Source organism: Listeria monocytogenes ATCC 19117, assembly GCF_000307025.1.
Taxonomy (GTDB): Bacteria; Bacillota; Bacilli; order Lactobacillales; family Listeriaceae; genus Listeria; species Listeria monocytogenes_B.
The window spans coordinates 2673552-2692231 of the sequence record NC_018584.1; the positions used below are offsets into that span (position 1 = coordinate 2673552).

The following is an 18680-nucleotide window of genomic DNA, read 5'->3' on the forward strand; positions in this document are numbered from 1 at the left end:
TATTTTACTGCATCATATCAAACTTACGTGATTCGTTCAAATCCAGAATAGACATTTAACCTATCACCACGAATAAAGCCAACGGTTGTAATATTTAATTCTTCGGCCATATTAATCGCCAGTTCGGTTGGGGCAGAACGAGACAAAATAATTCCACAACCTAGTTTTGCTGTTTTAACGAGGATTTCCGAAGAAATGCGCCCACTAAAAATAATTGCCTTATCTTCAGTGGATGTTCCGTCTTGCAAGGCACGGCCATATATTTTATCTAAGGCATTATGGCGACCTATGTCCATCCTGCTGTATATAATTTCCGCTGAACTACATAGAGCCGCATTATGTACACCCCCAGTTTGATGGAATGTAGCAGAATTTTGTTCAAAATTTTCCATTAAGCGGAAAATCATGTCGGTTGTTAGTTGTAGACTTCCATTTTGCTTCACATTGACGAGTGAGGCGTCTGATTGGAAGTAGAAGTTTTCCCGAGACTTGCCGCAACACGAGGTAATGTAGCGCTTGCCGCGATACTTGGCATTGAATTTGTTCACAAAATTAGCGCTAACCTTGGCGTGTCCAGTCGCTTCGATGATATCCACGGAATCGATGTCTTGAGGACCCCGAACGATGCCTTCCGATGTCAGAAAGCCCACAACTAAATCTTCCAGATATTCTGGCGTGCAGACGATGGTCACGAGTTCTTGGTCGTTAACGTAGATAGTTAGCGGATACTCGGTCGCAACACTTGATTCAATTTCTTGAAAAGTGCCCGCTTCAAAACGACGGATTTTTTGGTGCGAAACAATATCCATCAAAAACCACTCCTCTCTAAACTGAAACAGCGACACATCTTAGTCTCGCTGTTTCGTCTACTTATTTTAATGTTTGCCCAACTTCTTTTAAAAAGGTCACACCATACCGGAGTGCGCGGTTGATATCGGGGTCTTTCAGCGCCTTCATCATCGCTAACATGCCCATGATTTCGTCTTTTTTCGCGCTTTCTTCTGCTTTTTTCGCAGCATTTTTCAAATTGGCTATCATTTCCTCAGTTTGCTCTGGTTTTGTATCGGTCAATAGCTTACTTGAAATCATCATGTTATTAATCGCATTCGTCATCGGTTCCTTACGCCATTCATTCAGAAACGTTTTCGTAATATCCCCGCGCGCTTTAATCGCACTATTCAAAGCTTCAAGTGCCCCCGATTCCTGTAGTAACTTTACCGTTTCTACTATCTCTACAAAACCAGAATCTTGTTCAGCAATATCCGCTTTCATTTGTTCTAAACGTTCATGTTCCAATTCTTCCGGGGTCTTTTTTGTATCACGAATCGTTGAAATTGGTTCTGCCATCAGTGATTCCTCCTTTTCCCACCACACCCGCAGTTACCACCACAAGCGCAGTTCACTTTAGAAATCGGTTGATAATCTTCTCTCGACCATTTGCGCGCTACCTCAGCCCCATTTTGCGGGAATCTTTTACGATTACGTGGATTGTGGTCTGGAAGTGGGTTTTTCCCTGTTTTTTCAAGTACAGTGAGGTTCACTTTTGTTTGTTTATAGGCCGGTGTTTTCGTCCGAACATCTCCCGCGCTTGAAGTCAGTAAGTTGACCGCGGTTTCGCTACTCACAGAATGCATTGGCACATAGACCTCATTCCCTTTCATCCGCTCAGTCACAACGGCACGAAGCTTGATGCGGCCATAAGGCGAACTTAGACGAACGAGCGAACCACTTTCTAAATCGCGTTCTTTGGCTAATTCATGTGATACCTCTACAAACACTTCAGGTAATTTATAATCCAACCCTTTCGACTTATCTGTCAAATTCCCCTCATGGAACTGCTCCAATAAACGCCCATTATTCAGCGTTAAATTATATTCTTCTGGGAAAGTAATCGGTGCAATATACGGTAACGTCGAAAATTGCGCTTTGCCGTCCGGAAAATTAAATCGTTCTTCATAAAGTAACGGCATATCCTTCCCATCCGCGCTCACTGGCCATACAAGGCTGTTAAATCCTTGCATCCGGTCATAACGAACCCCTGCAAAAAATGGTGCTAAACTAGCAATTTCGTCCATAATCTCGCTCGGATGATCATAATTCCAGTCCGTTCTGCCACACGCTTTCGCAACTTCTTGAATAATCCACCAGTCTGGCTTCGAATCTCCAAGCGGCTCTAACACCTCATAAAGTCGTTGAACACGGCGCTCTGTATTGGTAAATGTTCCTTCTTTTTCAAGAGAAGGAGCTGCTGGGAAAACAACATCTGCAAATTGTGCTGTTTTTGATAAGAACACATCTTGAACAACAAAGAAATCAAGGCTCGCAAGGATTTCTTGCACATGATTTGAGTTAGAGTCCACCCAGGCCATTTCCTCACCAATAACATACATAGAATGAAGTGTTCCCGCCTCAATAGCATCAAGCATTTCATTGTTTTTCAGCCCTGGTTCTGGTGAAATTGATACCCCATAAGCTTCTTCAAAACGAGCACGAACCTCATCATTTCCAAGCGGTTGAATTCCAGGAAGAACGTTAGGTAGTGACCCCATATCGCAAGCACCTTGCACATTATTATGCCCTCTAAGCGGATAAGCGCCCGCACCGTGTCTTCCGAAGTTCCCAGTTACAAGAAGTAGGTTAGCGATAGCAGACGATGTATGTGATCCAGCAATATTTTGCGTAACTCCCATTCCCCAACAAACCGCTGTCCCGTCTGCTTCATAAACCATCTGCGCCACTTTTTTCAATATTTCTACTGATAGTCCTGTTTCTTTTTCCGCATATTCCAATGTAAATGGTTCTAAAAATGATAGATAATCTGCTACATTGCTAATCCTATTTTCCATAAAGACTTCATCATGCCATCCTTGATCAATCATATATTTCGCAACCGCTGTTAACCAAACAAAATCGGTTCCTTGTTTTGGATGCATGAATAAATCAGAACGCTCTGCCATTTCGTGTTTTCGTAAATCAGAAACAATCAGCTTTTGACCGCGTGTCTTCTGAGCTCGCTTGATTCTGCTAGCAAGGACTGGATGACCATCGGCTGGTGATGCGCCAACAATAATGACAAGTCCGGCCGTTTCAATATCTTCCACTGTCCCTGAATCTGCACCAATCCCAACTGTCCGAGTCAGCCCATCCGAAGCAGGCGCCTGACAATAACGTGAACAATTATCAATATTATTCGTTTCAAAAACCTGCCGCGCCAATTTTTGCATCAAATAGTTCTCTTCATTGGTTGTTTTAGAAGAACTAATAAATCCAATAGAATCATTTCCATATTTAGCCTGAATTTCTCGCAGTTTGGTCGCAACTAGATGAATCGCATCTTCCCAGCTCGCCGGCACAAATTCATTACCCTCGCGAATGAGCGGCGTCGTAATCCGTTTCTCACTATTGACAAAATCCCAACCAAATTTCCCTTTCACACACGTAGCAAATTTGTTCACAGGACCTTCTCCGGTTGGCTCGACTTTCAAAATTTTGCGATCCTTCGTCCACACCTCAAACGTACAACCAACCCCGCAGAAAGTACAAACTGTCTTCGTTTTCTTCGTCCGCGTTTCCCGCATCGCTGCTTCCATTTCCGACACAGCAAAGACGGTTTGATAATTCGGCTCGACTTTTTTCACCATATCAATCATCGGTTCTAGCATATCTTCGTCTAAGCCAGTCATAAAGCCAGCTTGGCCAAGCATTGATTTTTCCATCAACGCGTTACAAGGACACACCGTCGCACACAGCCCACAAGAAACACAGGACGATAAATTCGCTGGACGATCATCATCCCAAATAACCCTTGGCTGACTACGTTCCCAATCAATCGAAAGTGTTTCATTCACTTGTACTTGCTGACACGCCTCCACACAGCGCCCACAAAGAATACATTGATCCGGATCATAACGATAAAACGGATGCGAAAAATCATTCAAATAGCCCTTTTCGCGGTAAGGACGTTCTTGTTTTTCCACACCAAGCAGTTCCGTCGTATTATGTACTTTGCAATTACCGTTATTGTTATCACAAACCGTACAATACAGTAAATGATTTTCCAAAATCCTGTCCATCGCTTCTAATTGCGCATCTTTCGCTAATTCAGAATTAGTTTTAATTTCCATCCCGTCTGTCAGATTCGTGCTGCACGCCCGCATAAGTTCCCCATCAACCTCGCACATACACGTATCACAAGATTGAATTGGTCCAATTTGCTCACTATAACAAATATGCGGATGCTGTATTCCTTCTGCATTTAAATAGTCCAGTATTCGCGTTCCTTCCACCACATCCCGCGCCACGCCATTAATTTGCACCGATACTTTTGCGCCCATCACATTACCTCCTATATAGAGAAAGCGTTTACAATTTCCGCTTATATTATAACAGTTCTTACTTAAAAATCACAGTAATACGGCAATTGATAATCGTTCTCAAACACTGCTACTATGCGATTTCTCTCACAAGGCTAACGAATTTATTGACACTTATCCAACTTTTCTGTATTCTTTATTACAAAGCTACGACGAGAAAAGTACGACGCCCGTTTTTTCGAAAAGAGAGTTCCCACTGCTGAAAAGGAACAAAAAACAACGTCCGAAAATGGCCTCTGAGTTTTGTCGCTGAAAATAAGTAAGCAACAACGGGTTTGGTGTCCGTTATCAAGCACCCTAAGTATTTTATGTAAATGCTTATTTGAGGTTTTCAGTGCAAGCTGGAAATAAATTAAGGTGGTACCGCGTGAAATTTTCTCGCCCTTATTCCAAGATATTTTTTTGGATAAGGGCGAGTTTTATTTTACCCTAAATTGCTCGAAATGGAGGATTTCAAAATGACAAAACAACTACTTGTTTTACAATCTGATTTTGGTATTAGTGATGGTGCAGTTAGCGCCATGTACGGCGTGATTAATAGCGTTAGCAAAGATTTACAAATATACGATTTAACGCATCAAATTCCTCAATTTAATATTTGGGAAGCATCGTATCGTTTACTTCAAACGGTTACTTATTGGCCCGAAGATACCATTTTTGTTTCGATTGTTGATCCTGGAGTTGGTTCGAAGCGCCGAAGTGTCGTCGTTTTAACAGAAGATGGTCATTATATTATTACACCAGACAACGGAACCTTAACCCATATCGCGCATTACGGAACGATTAAAGAAGTTCGACTGATAGATGAAGAAAAAAATCGCCTACCAAAATCAGGTGCATCCCATACATTTCACGGTCGAGATATTTTCGCTTATACCGCGGCTAGGCTCGCAGCCGGCGTGATTAATTTTGAAGATATCGGTCCATCAGCTACCCCAGACTCCATTGTTTCTCTAAGTCTAAGTGACTCCTACTTAGAAGGCGAGCAAGCTTTTGGCACAATTGATATTATTGACCGTCCATTCGGTAATCTTTGGACAAATATTCGCCGAACTGATTTCTTGCAGCTAGGTGCTAACTATGGCGATTCCATCGAAGTCCTCATCAAACACCACGACCGAGTAGTTTATAAGAATTTCGTTACTTATAGCCGCTCATTTGCCGACTTACGGATTGGCGAAGCGCTCATCTACGTCAATTCACTCGACAACCTCGGACTAGGTATCAATCAAGGGTCCTTCGTAGACGCTTATTCAGTCGGCACCGGCACCAGCTGGAAAGTCACCCTTAAAAAAGTATAAAAAACAGGGTCAAACATCCAAATTGGAAGTTTGACCCTGTTTCATTTTTTTATTTCGTATATTCTTTGACGATTGGCTCTTGTTTTTTGGTTTTCAGGAATAAACTTAAGATCATCCCAATAGCCGCAAAAATCGCTGCAACCATAAACGCCGCACGCATTCCGTCCAAGCTAGCATCTTGCGCTTTTTGAGCAAAACTAGCCGGATCCGTTGCCATAAGCGCTTTACCTGGCATATTATCTTTCGTTACATTCGTTAGCACTGTAATAAGTACCGCCGTCCCAATCGAACCAGCAATTTGTCGAATCGTATTATTTACCGCCGAACCGTGGTTAATCAAATGGTTAGGAAGTGCATTCATACCCGCTGTCGAAACTGGCATCATCGCCATTGAAATCCCGAAGAACCTCACAGCATAAAATACAACAATATACCAAAGCGGCGTATCCATCGTTAAGAACATAAATGGAATTGTACCGATAGTCAAAATGGTAACCCCGGTAATCGTCAACCATTTCGCCCCAATTTTATCGAAAATAATACCCGTAATTGGACTCATTATCCCCATAATAATCGCACCCGGAAGTAATAACAGACCTGATTGAAGCGCCGACTCCCCGCGAATTGTTTGAATATATAAAGGCAATACAATTTCCGCACCAATCATTGCCATCGTTACAATCGAACCAAGAATAACAGACAATGAAAATACTGGATATTTAAACACATGTAGTTCAAGCATTGGATTATCAATAACTAGTTGGCGCCAAACAAATAATGCAATAACAACGACACCAACAATCAACATCGTGATAACCGTTGCATCTCCCCAACCATCATTACCTGCTGAACTAAATCCATAAAGGAGTGAACCAAAACCAATTGAAGACATTACAATGGAAAGAAAATCGATTTTTGTATCAGTTAATTTTACTACTTTTTTCATTCCAAAGAACGCTAGAATTATATCGATAACCGCGATTGGAATTAAAATAAGGAATAATACGCGCCAATCATATGAATCCACAATCCAACCAGACAAAGTTGGCCCAATTGCTGGAGCAAACGCAATAACAAGTCCCATCAGCCCCATCGCTGCCCCACGTTTTTCACGAGGGAAAATCAGCAAGAAGATTGTTTGAAGCAACGGCATCATAATCCCCGCACCAGCTGCTTGAACGATACGACCAGTAAGTAGTACCGGGAAAGAACCCGCCACTGACGCAATAATGGTACCAATTGTAAATACAGTCATCGCTGTAATAAATAAAGTTTTTGAACTAATTTTTTCAATTAAAAGTGCCGTAATCGGAATCATAATCCCATTTGTTAGCAAGAAAGCCGTCGTCAACCATTGCCCTGTTGCTGCTGTAATATGCAAATCATCCATAATCATCGGCAGTGCCGTCGCTAGTAACGTCTGATTCAAGATCGCCACAAACGCCCCAATAATCATTGTAACTACTAATAAACTTCTACTATAAGATTTCCCGTTAACATCAACGGGCCGTTCTACTGCTGTACTATTCAAAATTAATACCCCTTCCCATGTGGAAATTTCCAGATGAATAATAGAAGTATAATAAAAAAAGACCAACAAGTCAACAAAAAGTGACTGGTCAGTCTAATTATTATAAAAGCCCGTTCACACAAGCTTCTAATTTATTTACCTCTTTGGTCAAACTTGCTGGTACATGTTGTTTAAGATACAACAATGTTCCTTGAACCATGAAATCTCTAGGCGCCTCATTATTGTTAATCTCCCCAACAAGCGCGTTCATGGATTCCTTATACTGCCATTTATCCGAGTCATCAATATCCGCATTTTCAATCCCGACATTTAACTCCTCCAGCGCGCCCCGCAGTTTAGCTAGTCTTTTCTTTCTAATCATAGTTTGATCCGGCACCAGATTTTCTGTGTCCGCTTCCGTAAACACAATCTCTCCGCTCTCCAAAATATCCTTCACAAGTGCATCAAGCCTTCTCACCACATAAGGAATAGCCCGCTCAATCAATCCTGAATCAACATTCTTGCTACCACTAGCAAAGACATACATTGCCGCCATCCCGCTAAGCAACATCGTAATATCATTTATATAAGGCTCCGTTTCCTTCCCATAAACCTCTAACAACTGATTTTTAACCCATTCCATATTCTTAAGTCGCACATTCTGCAAGAACGCATTAAAATCATCATCAATCATCGTCTGAGAAAACGTAATATTCAAGATCTCCCCATTTTCCGTATAAAAATGAATAATAATTTTCAAGCACTCCGTAAAATTATCCTTCTTCGTCCCATCTAGCCCCATCGTATACTCCAAACGCTGATGCAATACAGAATACTCCTGCTTAAAAATCACAATTGCCAGTTCCTCTTTCGAAGTAAAATAATTATAAAAAGTCCCTTTAGAAATCCCAGCTGCATCAACCATATCTTGTACAGACGTCTTCAAATACCCTTGTTTTTGAAACACCTCTTTAGCCGACTTAATAATCCGCTGCTTCTTCTCCTTCAAAAAAACACCCCACCCGTTCTGTTATTATACCCATAGTATAATCGATTTATACTACCTATTCAAGATATCCATAATAAATATCATTATTCTTTTAAACAATAAAAAAAGCCTCGCATACTAGCGAAACATACAAATTATCCATATATTATTTAAGCCACTTGTCGGATTTGAACCGACGACCCCTTCCTTACCATGGAAGTGCTCTACCAACTGAGCTAAAGCGGCAGCAAAGCCTTTCAAATAAAAAAATGGCTCCACAGGCAGGACTCGAACCTGCGACCGATCGGTTAACAGCCGATTGCTCTACCAACTGAGCTACTGTGGAATAATAAATTGCCCGGCAGCGACCTACTCTCGCAGGGGGAAGCCCCCAACTACCATTGGCGCAGAGAAGCTTAACTACCGTGTTCGGGATGGGAACGGGTGTGACCTTCTCGCCATAACTACCAGACAATATTTAAGTTGTTGAAAGATTGCTCTCTCAAAACTAGAGAAGAAAGGGTTCAGTTAGGTAACTTCGTTTCATTTTTTGGTTAAGTCCTCGATCGATTAGTATTTGTCCGCTCCATGTATCGCTACACTTCCACCCCAAACCTATCTACCTGATCATCTTTCAGGGATCTTACTTTCCGAAGAAATGGGAAATCTCATCTTGAGGGGGGCTTCACGCTTAGATGCTTTCAGCGTTTATCCCTGCCACACATAGCTACCCAGCGATGCTCCTGGCGGAACAACTGGTACACCAGCGGTGTGTCCATCCCGGTCCTCTCGTACTAAGGACAGCTCCTCTCAAATTTCCTGCGCCCGCGACGGATAGGGACCGAACTGTCTCACGACGTTCTGAACCCAGCTCGCGTGCCGCTTTAATGGGCGAACAGCCCAACCCTTGGGACCGACTACAGCCCCAGGATGCGACGAGCCGACATCGAGGTGCCAAACCTCCCCGTCGATGTGGACTCTTGGGGGAGATAAGCCTGTTATCCCCGGGGTAGCTTTTATCCGTTGAGCGATGGCCCTTCCATGCGGAACCACCGGATCACTAAGCCCGACTTTCGTCCCTGCTCGACTTGTCAGTCTCGCAGTCAAGCTCCCTTGTGCCTTTACACTCTGCGAATGATTTCCATCCATTCTGAGGGAACCTTTGGGCGCCTCCGTTACTCTTTAGGAGGCGACCGCCCCAGTCAAACTGCCCACCTGACACTGTCTCCCCACGCGCTAAGCGTGGCGGGTTAGAATGGTCATACAGCCAGGGTAGTATCCCACCATTGCCTCCTCGTATGCTAGCGCACACGTCTCTTCGGCTCCTACCTATCCTGTACAAGCGGTACAAACATTCCATATCAGGTTGCAGTAAAGCTCCACGGGGTCTTTCCGTCCTGTCGCGGGTAACCTGCATCTTCACAGGTACTATAATTTCACCGAGTCTCTCGTTGAGACAGTGCCCAGATCGTTGCGCCTTTCGTGCGGGTCGGAACTTACCCGACAAGGAATTTCGCTACCTTAGGACCGTTATAGTTACGGCCGCCGTTTACTGGGGCTTCAATTCGTACCTTCGCCGAAGCTAAGCACTCCTCTTAACCTTCCAGCACCGGGCAGGCGTCAGCCCCTATACGTCACCTTACGGTTTTGCAGAGACCTGTGTTTTTGCTAAACAGTCGCCTGGGCCTATTCACTGCGGCTCTCTCGGGCTTGCACCCTAATAGAGCACCCCTTCTCCCGAAGTTACGGGGTCATTTTGCCGAGTTCCTTAACGAGAGTTCTCTCGCTCACCTTAGGATTCTCTCCTCATCTACCTGTGTCGGTTTGCGGTACGGGCAGTACTACTCTTCCTAGAGGCTTTTCTTGACAGCGTGAAATCAGGAACTTCCGTACTTAATTTCCTTCCCCATCACAGCTCATGCTTCGCGAGAAGCGGATTTGCCTACTTCTCACACTCACTGCTTGGACGCACATTTCCATTCGTGCGATTCCCTATCCTTCTGTGTCACCCCATCGGTTAAACAATTAGCACTGGTACAGGAATCTCTACCTGTTGTCCATCGCCTACGCCTATCGGCCTCGGCTTAGGTCCCGACTAACCCTGAGCGGACGAGCCTTCCTCAGGAAACCTTAGATATTCGGTGGAAGGGATTCTCACCCTTCTTTCGCTACTCATACCGGCATTCTCACTTCTAAGCGCTCCACCAGTCCTTCCGGTCTGACTTCACCGCCCTTAGAACGCTCTCCTACCACGAACCTCTAAAGAGGTTCATCCACAGTTTCGGTAATATGTTTAGCCCCGGTACATTTTCGGCGCGGGGTCACTCGACCAGTGAGCTATTACGCACTCTTTCAATGGTGGCTGCTTCTAAGCCAACATCCTGGTTGTCTAAGCAACCCCACATCCTTTTCCACTTAACATATATTTGGGGACCTTAACTGGTGGTCTGGGCTGTTTCCCTTTCGACTACGGATCTTATCACTCGCAGTCTGACTCCCGAGTATAAGTACATGGCATTCGGAGTTTATCTGAATTCGGTAACCCGAGAAGGGCCCCTAGTCCAAACAGTGCTCTACCTCCATGACTCTTTACCTCGAGGCTAGCCCTAAAGCTATTTCGGAGAGAACCAGCTATCTCCAAGTTCGATTGGAATTTCTCCGCTACCCACACCTCATCCCCGCACTTTTCAACGTGCGTGGGTTCGGACCTCCAGTAAGTATTACCTTACCTTCATCCTGGACATGGGTAGATCACCTGGTTTCGGGTCTACGACCTGTTACTTATGCGCCCTATTCAGACTCGCTTTCGCTACGGCTCCGCTTTTTCCGCTTAACCTTGCAACAAATCGTAACTCGCCGGTTCATTCTACAAAAGGCACGCTATCACCCATTAACGGGCTCTAACTACTTGTAGGCACACGGTTTCAGGAACTGTTTCACTCCCCTTCCGGGGTGCTTTTCACCTTTCCCTCACGGTACTGGTTCACTATCGGTCACTAGGGAGTATTTAGCCTTGGGAGATGGTCCTCCCGGATTCCGACGGAATTTCACGTGTTCCGCCGTACTCAGGATCCACTCTGGAGGGAAAGCCATTTCAACTACCGGGCTGTTACCGTCTTTGGCGGGCCTTTCCAGACCGCTTCATTTATAACTTTCTTTTGTAACTCCGTATAGAGTGTCCTACAACCCCAAGAAGCAAGCTTCTTGGTTTGGGCTCTTTCCGTTTCGCTCGCCGCTACTCAGGAAATCGATTTTTCTTTCTCTTCCTCCAGGTACTTAGATGTTTCAGTTCCCTGGGTCTGCCTTCCTCACGCTATGTATTCACGTAAGGATACTATCCGACTAAAGATAGTGGGTTCCCCCATTCGGAAATCTCTGGATCAACGCTTACGTACAGCTCCCCAAAGCATATCGGTGTTAGTCCCGTCCTTCTTCGGCTCCTAGTGCCAAGGCATCCACCGTGCGCCCTTTCTAACTTAACCAATTTACTTCTACGAAGTAAAGGTTGTTTTTCTGATTTTCCGTATCAGCGATGATACTTCCAATCAGATGAAAGATTCACTTTCAGATGATTCTCGGTTACTTGTGTCATAAATAATAAATTATCTATGCTAACTTTACTAACTTTCTTATCTAGTTTTCAAAGAACAATTTTGGTGGAGCCTAGCGGGATCGAACCGCTGACCTCCTGCGTGCAAAGCAGGCGCTCTCCCAGCTGAGCTAAGGCCCCGTAAAAGGGTATGATTATTTGTATTTCTTATGTCAGAAAGAAAAAGTGGGCCTAAATGGACTCGAACCATCGACCTCACGCTTATCAGGCGTGCGCTCTAACCAGCTGAGCTATAGGCCCGTCAAAAATGTAGTGGCGCGATGCTTCAAGCATAGTGCCTTGCATACTTTATCTGACATAAAAGAGAGTAACCTCTCAAAACTGAACAAATAGAGAAGAACGAAAACTCACAGGTTTCCTTTTCCTTAGAAAGGAGGTGATCCAGCCGCACCTTCCGATACGGCTACCTTGTTACGACTTCACCCCAATTATCTGTCCCACCTTCGGCGGCTGGCTCCATAAAGGTTACCCTACCGACTTCGGGTGTTACAAACTCTCGTGGTGTGACGGGCGGTGTGTACAAGGCCCGGGAACGTATTCACCGTGGCATGCTGATCCACGATTACTAGCGATTCCGGCTTCATGTAGGCGAGTTGCAGCCTACAATCCGAACTGAGAATAGTTTTATGGGATTAGCTCCACCTCGCGGCTTCGCGACCCTTTGTACTATCCATTGTAGCACGTGTGTAGCCCAGGTCATAAGGGGCATGATGATGTGACGTCATCCCCACCTTCCTCCGGCTTGCACCGGCAGTCACTTTAGAGTGCCCAACTAAATGCTGGCAACTAAAATCAAGGGTTGCGCTCGTTGCGGGACTTAACCCAACATCTCACGACACGAGCTGACGACAACCATGCACCACCTGTCACTTTGTCCCCGAAGGGAAAGCTCTGTCTCCAGAGTGGTCAAAGGATGTCAAGACCTGGTAAGGTTCTTCGCGTTGCTTCGAATTAAACCACATGCTCCACCGCTTGTGCGGGCCCCCGTCAATTCCTTTGAGTTTCAACCTTGCGGTCGTACTCCCCAGGCGGAGTGCTTAATGCGTTAGCTGCAGCACTAAGGGGCGGAAACCCCCTAACACTTAGCACTCATCGTTTACGGCGTGGACTACCAGGGTATCTAATCCTGTTTGCTCCCCACGCTTTCGCGCCTCAGCGTCAGTTACAGACCAGAGAGTCGCCTTCGCCACTGGTGTTCCTCCACATATCTACGCATTTCACCGCTACACGTGGAATTCCACTCTCCTCTTCTGCACTCCAGTCTTCCAGTTTCCAATGACCCTCCCCGGTTAAGCCGGGGGCTTTCACATCAGACTTAAAAGACCGCCTGCGCGCGCTTTACGCCCAATAAATCCGGACAACGCTTGCCACCTACGTATTACCGCGGCTGCTGGCACGTAGTTAGCCGTGGCTTTCTGGTTAGATACCGTCAAGGGACAAGCAGTTACTCTTATCCTTGTTCTTCTCTAACAACAGTACTTTACGATCCGAAAACCTTCTTCATACACGCGGCGTTGCTCCGTCAGACTTTCGTCCATTGCGGAAGATTCCCTACTGCTGCCTCCCGTAGGAGTCTGGGCCGTGTCTCAGTCCCAGTGTGGCCGATCACCCTCTCAGGTCGGCTATGCATCGTTGCCTTGGTAGGCCATTACCCTACCAACTAGCTAATGCACCGCGGGCCCATCTGTAAGCGATAGCCGAAACCATCTTTCAAAAGCGTGGCATGCGCCACACTTTATCATTCGGTATTAGCCCCGGTTTCCCGGAGTTATCCCCAACTTACAGGCAGGTTGCCCACGTGTTACTCACCCGTCCGCCACTAACATTGGAAGAGCAAGCTCTTCCTCCGTTCGTTCGACTTGCATGTATTAGGCACGCCGCCAGCGTTCGTCCTGAGCCAGGATCAAACTCTCTTTAAAATATAAATTGAATTTGAATACTTATTCAACACCGTGAATAAGATTCCTTGCGTCAAATTGACTTCGCTAGCAATTAAATTACTAGTTTGTTTTGTTGAAAACAGCTTTCTGTTTTCTGCCCTGCGATTACCAGTGAGACTTTACGTCTCATTGCTTTTCGTCTTCTTCTTTGTTCAGTTTTCAAAGGTCAATTTCTTTTGTTGCGAAAGCGTTTTGTCCGCATCAGCAACGTTTATAAATATACCAAGATTTTTGCCTTTCGTCAATACTTTTTACAAAGTTTTTATGATAAATATGGAATTATTTTCTCTGCTAGGGTTTTATATGCTTTTCCTGAAGTGCTTGAAGAGTTGAAAAGGGCTGATACATAGCCATTTCCATTTGGTTCTGGTTGTTCTATTGGCAGTTGAATTAAAAGTTGTGTTTCTAAGTCTGCAGCAACTTTTTCGCCGCCGCCTTGTCCGAATACTTTTAATACTTGTCCATCAGCTAAAGTAAGATAAGACATATTTTCGATTACACCGATGATTTTGTGATTGTTTTTTGCTGCCATATATCCTGCTCGAGATGCGACTGACGCGGCTGCATAATGTGGTGTTGTAACAATAAGTTCATTGCATTTCGGGATAAGCGTATGGATATCTAGCGCAACATCTCCAGTTCCAGGTGGTAAATCGATAAGTAAATAGTCTAGTTTTCCCCATCTTACTTCTTCTAAAAACATTTTAATCATTTTCCCTAGCATTGGTCCGCGCCAGATAACTGGTTCTCCTTGTTCCACAAAAAAATCCATAGAAATCATTTGAATGCCGTGTGTTTCGACTGGGATGATTTGGCCATTTTCTTTGCGGGGGGATTCGGTTGTTCCTAGCAGTACAGGAATACTGAATCCATATATATCCGCGTCTAATAATCCTACTTTTTTGCCTTGTTGTGCTAAGGCGATTGCAAGATTCGCAGAGACAGTTGATTTCCCGACGCCACCTTTACCACTCGCTATTGCTAAGAATTTCGTTTCACTAGCTTCTGAGAGTATGTTATCTCTTGCTTGGAAAATGCGGTCAATAACTGCTGCGGGTAGGTATTCTAGCTCAATATTTATTTCATTTACGCCGAATTGGGTGAGAAGTTCTTCTATATTATGAACAAAATGATCCGTTTCTACTGCTGGATCAGCTAATGCGATTTTGATGTTTGCTGTTTCTTCAAGCACTTGCACTTCTAAAACACCTTCTGTTTCTTCTAAGCTTGCCTCTAAAACAGGATCTTGCAATCTATATAGCAATCTAGTAATTTGTTGTTCGTTTAACATATATAAAAACCTCCAAAAATGAATGCGCTGACATACTGATTATTATAGCATGACCGTTTTATTATTTCACATATTGCTTGTCTTTTCGGTACAAAAGTTTGTTGAAGAAAATTTCACAAATTTTACATATTTAACATTTCCAGCTTTAGTCCTTACGTCCCAATAGGTTTGGCGTAGTTATTGTTTTTCGTCATAGAAATGTAATAGAAATTTTTTGGCATTTTTTGATAATATAGTTGCAGATATATAAAAAGGAGTGCATTGAAATTTGGATAGAAAGTTTATAAAACCAGGGATAATTCTGCTAATTGTGGCATTTTTGGTAGTTTCCATAAATGTTGGAGCAGAAACAGGAGGTAGCAGAACAGCTCAAGTTAATCTGACTACTTCACAACAAGCTTTCATTGATGAAATTTTACCAGCGGCTCAGGATGGATATCGCGATGGTAAATTGCTTACAAGTGTAACGCTCGCTCAAGCAATTTTAGAATCAAATTGGGGTGAAAGTGGTCTAAGCCAGAACTCTAATAACTTATTCGGAATTAAAGGAACGTATAAAGGTAAGTCTGTCTCCATGGGGACAATGGAAGCATCCGGCTCAACCACCGCTAATTTCCGCGTTTACCCTAGTTGGAAAGAATCCATTGAAGACCACACAGCTTTGATTACTGAAAATGCGCGCTATCAAGACGCTGTCGGTGAAACGAACTACCGCAAAGCACTGCAAGCTATTAAAGACGGTGGTTATGCGACTGATCCAGATTACGTTTCTAAACTAGTAGCAATTATTGAACGTTACAACTTAGATAAATACGATGTCATTTACGATAAAATCGAGTCTAATCAATCCTTAGCAGCAATTGGAACAGTAGCTGAAAATAAAGAACAAGAGGTTATTTGGTCGGCACCGTACAATACAGAAAATGCTAATAAAATCGGGACCCTCGAAAATTACTTAGGGCGTAACTTAGAAATTTCCTGGGAAGCTAAAACAGAAAAAGGTCTATGGTACTTTATTCGCGAGAACAACAAAGATATTGGTTGGATAAATAGTAATGCCTTAAAAATCAGCTATCATCAAAAAGAAGATGAAAATGTTCATTTAACCAAATATGTAGATGATTTAAGCGCACATGTATATCGTCTACCAAGCCCTGAAAAACAATTCGATAATGGAACTATCGCAAAATACGATAGAAAAGCCCTTGAAGTAGATAAAAAAATCACTCGCGGCGGCTATGCTTGGTTCCGAATTTCAGAAGGCGAGAAAGTAATCGGCTGGGTTCGCGCAGATAAATTGAATGATCGCCTTTATGATCGCATCACAGAACAAACTTCTTACGATGGCTATGCTCTAGTAAGTAAATCTGCAACTGATAACGTATGGACTGCACCATTCAACACAAAAAACGCAGAAAAATTAGCACCACTTGCAGATTATGATAACGAAAAACTAGAACTAGTGACTCGAGCTAAAGCCGGAAATACACTTTGGTATCAGTTTAAAGTAGATGGAAAACTTGTTGGATGGGCTAGCGAAAAAGACTTAAATGTATTTTATACTCCCGCTAAAGAAGAACCAGTAAAACAAGTCGCTTACGTGAAAGACCCAACAGCAAAACTTTATAACAAACCTGTAGAATCAACAAGTACTAACCCAAAAGCAGTGGGCTTCTATTATGGAAAATTATTAGCAGTGGATAAAACAGCAACCATTCTTGGTGAAGATTGGTTGCATCTTAAAGACAGACAAAATTCACTAGGATGGATTAAAGCTATCGACATCAATAGTTAAATAAAAAAAGGTTCTGCATTTACGCAGAACCTTTTTTCGTTTATACATTCAGTTTGCGACTAGCCATCCATTTCACCATTTCTGGATCCGCATGTGAGAAGAACTGGCTTTCCCCTTGATCTAGGCTGGCAATTTCTCCCTTATCTGCCTCCGTCAATTCAAAATCAAATATAGCCAGATTTTGCGCCATTCTTTCTGGTTTTACAGATTTAGCTAAGACGATAATATCTTGCTCTACTAGCCAACGCAAAATTACTTGAGCGGCCGATTTTCCATATTTCGCACCAATTTTCGTTAAAACTGGGTTATTAAAAATATCATTTTTCCCTTCCGCAAACGGTGCCCATGCTTCTATTGCAACCCCTTCTTTTCTTAAAACAGCTAGATTCGCTGCCTGTTGTTGGAAAGGATTAACTTCAATTTGGTTGACTTGCGGAGTTACTTCATTGAACGCAGCTAGGTCAATTACGCGATCCGGGCTAAAATTCGATACGCCAATTGCTCTAATTTTTCCTGATGCTTGTAATTCCTCCATCGCTATCCATGCCCCGTATACATCGTTGAAAGGTTGATGAATTAGCAGCAAATCAATGTAATCCAACCCTAAACGTTTTAACGACCGGTCAAATGAGCTCATAACACCTTTATAACTTACATTTTCCACCCATATTTTTGTCGTAATGAATAGTTCTTTGCGATCGACGCCGGATGCCACAATTCCGCGACCTACAGCTTCTTCATTCATATAACTTTGCGCCGTATCAATGTGACGATAGCCCGTTTTAATCGCATCTTTTACTGCTTGTTCCGCTTCAGCAGCATCTGTAATTTGATATGTCCCAAATCCTAAAATAGGTACTTCTACACCATTGTTTAATTTCACTGTTTTCATTTGAAAATCCTCCTCTTATCTTTAAAATTTGTCCCGTTCCCATAATTTTTCTACATTATCTGCATTTAATTCGCCAGCTTTAAACTGCGCAATGTGACTATCGTACGAATCGATTTTGTACACGAGTAGTTCTCTGACCTTCTTCATCTCGGCTAATTTTTCGTCTAATTCTTTTAGTTGGTCAACCAGTACTTGTTTTTGCGCCGCTTCGACATTTTGCGTCTCTCTGAGCTGCGCAAGTGTCGCAAACTCAATTAACGATTCTACCGATAATCCCGCATTCCGTAAATTCTTCACGAGATAAACCCAGTTCAAGTCACTCGTTTTATAGTCCCGGTAACCACTTTCGTTACGATGGACTGGCGGAATAACACCGACCCGCTCATAATAACGCAACGTATCTACTGTTAAACCAAACATATCAGCCGCTTGTTTGATATTCATCCTCCATCACCTCGTTTCGTTCTTTACATATAGAATTATAAACCCTGGAGTTCACACCAAGGCAAGGAATTTGAGTTTATTTTTTTGAGAAAAGAAAAAACTCTCTGTGGGCGAGAGAGTTTTATTTGTTTAGCAGGATGATTTTTTGTATGTATTTTGGGTCTATTTGGGCTGGATTGGTTTCTTGGATTTGGAAGTCGTTAGTTAAAATGATTTTTACGTCATCGTTTTTGTTTAGGTCGGTTATTTTATTTCCCGTTTCGTCGTAATATTTATCTACGATGTCAAAGCGTATTGCGGTTTCCGGATTATACTTATCCTTTTTTTCTTTGAAATTATTAATTAGAATTGCATCCGTTTCTACTTGTTCTATTGCGCCGGTAGCTTCGGTGGCTTGTGTTTGGTTTTCGGTGTTTGAGCATGCTGTTATGGAAAGTAATGCGCACAAAATAAAAATGATTGAATTAACAAATGATCATATATGGCACATTTTAAAAAAAGCAAGGTTATTCATGTTATAATAGCTGTTCTGTATA

11 protein-coding genes, 4 tRNA genes, 3 rRNA genes and 1 other annotated feature are annotated in these 18680 nt (G+C 43.2%); of the genes, 2 read left to right on the top strand and 16 right to left on the bottom strand.

Annotated elements, in window-relative coordinates:
* Positions 1–23 precede the first annotated feature (23 nt).
* The 3 genes from fdhD to fdhF all read right to left on the bottom strand — a co-directional run bounded on the left by fdhD (position 24) and on the right by fdhF (position 4334).
* The gene (gene fdhD / locus LMOATCC19117_RS13200; RefSeq protein ID WP_003726479.1) at positions 24–809 is read right to left on the bottom strand and encodes a formate dehydrogenase accessory sulfurtransferase FdhD; all 786 of its coding nucleotides are present in this window, start codon (positions 807–809) and stop codon (positions 24–26) included.
* Positions 810–870: 61 nt separating this feature from the next.
* Positions 871–1347: a DUF1641 domain-containing protein gene (locus LMOATCC19117_RS13205; protein WP_003726480.1), complete on the bottom strand. Its 477-nt coding sequence runs from the start codon at positions 1345–1347 to the stop codon at positions 871–873.
* The gene (fdhF, locus tag LMOATCC19117_RS13210; protein WP_003734479.1) at positions 1347–4334 is read right to left on the bottom strand and encodes a formate dehydrogenase subunit alpha; all 2988 of its coding nucleotides are present in this window, start codon (positions 4332–4334) and stop codon (positions 1347–1349) included. Before fdhF ends, LMOATCC19117_RS13205 begins: the two co-directional genes overlap by 1 nt.
* A 179-nt stretch (positions 4335–4513) precedes the next feature.
* Positions 4514–4762: a binding site (T-box leader), on the top strand.
* A gap of 69 nt (positions 4763–4831) precedes the next feature.
* Here fdhF and LMOATCC19117_RS13215 point away from each other — a divergent pair.
* Complete coding sequence (locus LMOATCC19117_RS13215; RefSeq protein WP_003734477.1) at positions 4832–5674, top strand: SAM hydrolase/SAM-dependent halogenase family protein; 843 nt, start codon at positions 4832–4834, stop codon at positions 5672–5674.
* Between the two features lie 49 nt (positions 5675–5723).
* Here LMOATCC19117_RS13215 and mdrT read toward each other — a convergent pair whose 3' ends face one another.
* The 10 genes from mdrT to LMOATCC19117_RS13265 all read right to left on the bottom strand — a co-directional run bounded on the left by mdrT (position 5724) and on the right by LMOATCC19117_RS13265 (position 15013).
* Positions 5724–7205 carry a cholic acid efflux MFS transporter MdrT gene (gene mdrT, locus LMOATCC19117_RS13220; protein WP_003728386.1) on the bottom strand — a complete coding sequence of 494 codons (1482 nt, stop codon included), beginning with the start codon at positions 7203–7205 and terminating at the stop codon, positions 5724–5726.
* Positions 7206–7305: 100 nt separating this feature from the next.
* Positions 7306–8193 (bottom strand): bile-regulated transcriptional regulator BrtA, encoded by an 888-nt coding sequence (gene brtA / locus LMOATCC19117_RS13225; RefSeq protein ID WP_003728385.1) that lies wholly within the window; start codon positions 8191–8193, stop codon positions 7306–7308.
* Between the two features lie 152 nt (positions 8194–8345).
* Positions 8346–8418: transfer RNA gene (locus tag LMOATCC19117_RS13230), tRNA-Thr, on the bottom strand.
* A gap of 24 nt (positions 8419–8442) precedes the next feature.
* A tRNA-Asn gene (locus tag LMOATCC19117_RS13235) sits at positions 8443–8518 on the bottom strand.
* Positions 8519–8528: 10 nt separating this feature from the next.
* A 5S ribosomal RNA gene (gene rrf / locus LMOATCC19117_RS13240) occupies positions 8529–8644 on the bottom strand.
* A 78-nt stretch (positions 8645–8722) separates the two neighbouring features.
* A 23S ribosomal RNA gene (locus tag LMOATCC19117_RS13245) occupies positions 8723–11654 on the bottom strand.
* A gap of 172 nt (positions 11655–11826) precedes the next feature.
* A tRNA-Ala gene (locus tag LMOATCC19117_RS13250) sits at positions 11827–11902 on the bottom strand.
* 46 nt (positions 11903–11948) lie between these two features.
* Positions 11949–12022 (bottom strand) — tRNA-Ile (locus LMOATCC19117_RS13255).
* 129 nt (positions 12023–12151) lie between these two features.
* A 16S ribosomal RNA gene (locus LMOATCC19117_RS13260) occupies positions 12152–13701 on the bottom strand.
* The 16S, 23S and 5S rRNA genes sit together here with 4 tRNA genes alongside, the layout of an rRNA operon.
* Before the next feature lie 283 nt (positions 13702–13984).
* Positions 13985–15013: an Mrp/NBP35 family ATP-binding protein gene (locus LMOATCC19117_RS13265; protein ID WP_003726820.1), complete on the bottom strand. Its 1029-nt coding sequence runs from the start codon at positions 15011–15013 to the stop codon at positions 13985–13987.
* Positions 15014–15281: 268 nt separating this feature from the next.
* Between LMOATCC19117_RS13265 and LMOATCC19117_RS13270 the strand changes: the two genes are divergently transcribed.
* Complete coding sequence (locus LMOATCC19117_RS13270; RefSeq protein WP_003734936.1) at positions 15282–16808, top strand: GW domain-containing glycosaminoglycan-binding protein; 1527 nt, start codon at positions 15282–15284, stop codon at positions 16806–16808.
* Positions 16809–16848: 40 nt separating this feature from the next.
* Here LMOATCC19117_RS13270 and LMOATCC19117_RS13275 read toward each other — a convergent pair whose 3' ends face one another.
* The 3 genes from LMOATCC19117_RS13275 to LMOATCC19117_RS13285 all read right to left on the bottom strand — a co-directional run bounded on the left by LMOATCC19117_RS13275 (position 16849) and on the right by LMOATCC19117_RS13285 (position 18592).
* Positions 16849–17700 carry an aldo/keto reductase gene (locus LMOATCC19117_RS13275; protein WP_003730792.1) on the bottom strand — a complete coding sequence of 284 codons (852 nt, stop codon included), beginning with the start codon at positions 17698–17700 and terminating at the stop codon, positions 16849–16851.
* 21 nt (positions 17701–17721) lie between these two features.
* Complete coding sequence (locus LMOATCC19117_RS13280) at positions 17722–18144, bottom strand: MerR family transcriptional regulator (RefSeq protein ID WP_003734937.1); 423 nt, start codon at positions 18142–18144, stop codon at positions 17722–17724.
* Between the two features lie 121 nt (positions 18145–18265).
* Positions 18266–18592, bottom strand: a complete 327-nt coding sequence (locus LMOATCC19117_RS13285) for a hypothetical protein (protein ID WP_003734939.1) — start codon at positions 18590–18592, stop codon at positions 18266–18268.
* Positions 18593–18680 lie beyond the last annotated feature (88 nt).

What these genes read in the sequence shown, in the direction of transcription:
- fdhD (WP_003726479.1), bottom strand. Translation starts at nt 809, where the DNA reads ATGGATATTGTTTCGCACCAAAAAATCCGTCGTTTTGAAGCGGGCACT.
- LMOATCC19117_RS13205 (WP_003726480.1), bottom strand. Translation starts at nt 1,347, where the DNA reads ATGGCAGAACCAATTTCAACGATTCGTGATACAAAAAAGACCCCGGAA.
- fdhF (WP_003734479.1), bottom strand. Translation starts at nt 4,334, where the DNA reads ATGGGCGCAAAAGTATCGGTGCAAATTAATGGCGTGGCGCGGGATGTG.
- LMOATCC19117_RS13215 (WP_003734477.1), top strand. Translation starts at nt 4,832, where the DNA reads ATGACAAAACAACTACTTGTTTTACAATCTGATTTTGGTATTAGTGAT.
- LMOATCC19117_RS13265 (WP_003726820.1), bottom strand. Translation starts at nt 15,013, where the DNA reads ATGTTAAACGAACAACAAATTACTAGATTGCTATATAGATTGCAAGAT.
- LMOATCC19117_RS13275 (WP_003730792.1), bottom strand. Translation starts at nt 17,700, where the DNA reads ATGAAAACAGTGAAATTAAACAATGGTGTAGAAGTACCTATTTTAGGA.
- LMOATCC19117_RS13280 (WP_003734937.1), bottom strand. Translation starts at nt 18,144, where the DNA reads ATGAATATCAAACAAGCGGCTGATATGTTTGGTTTAACAGTAGATACG.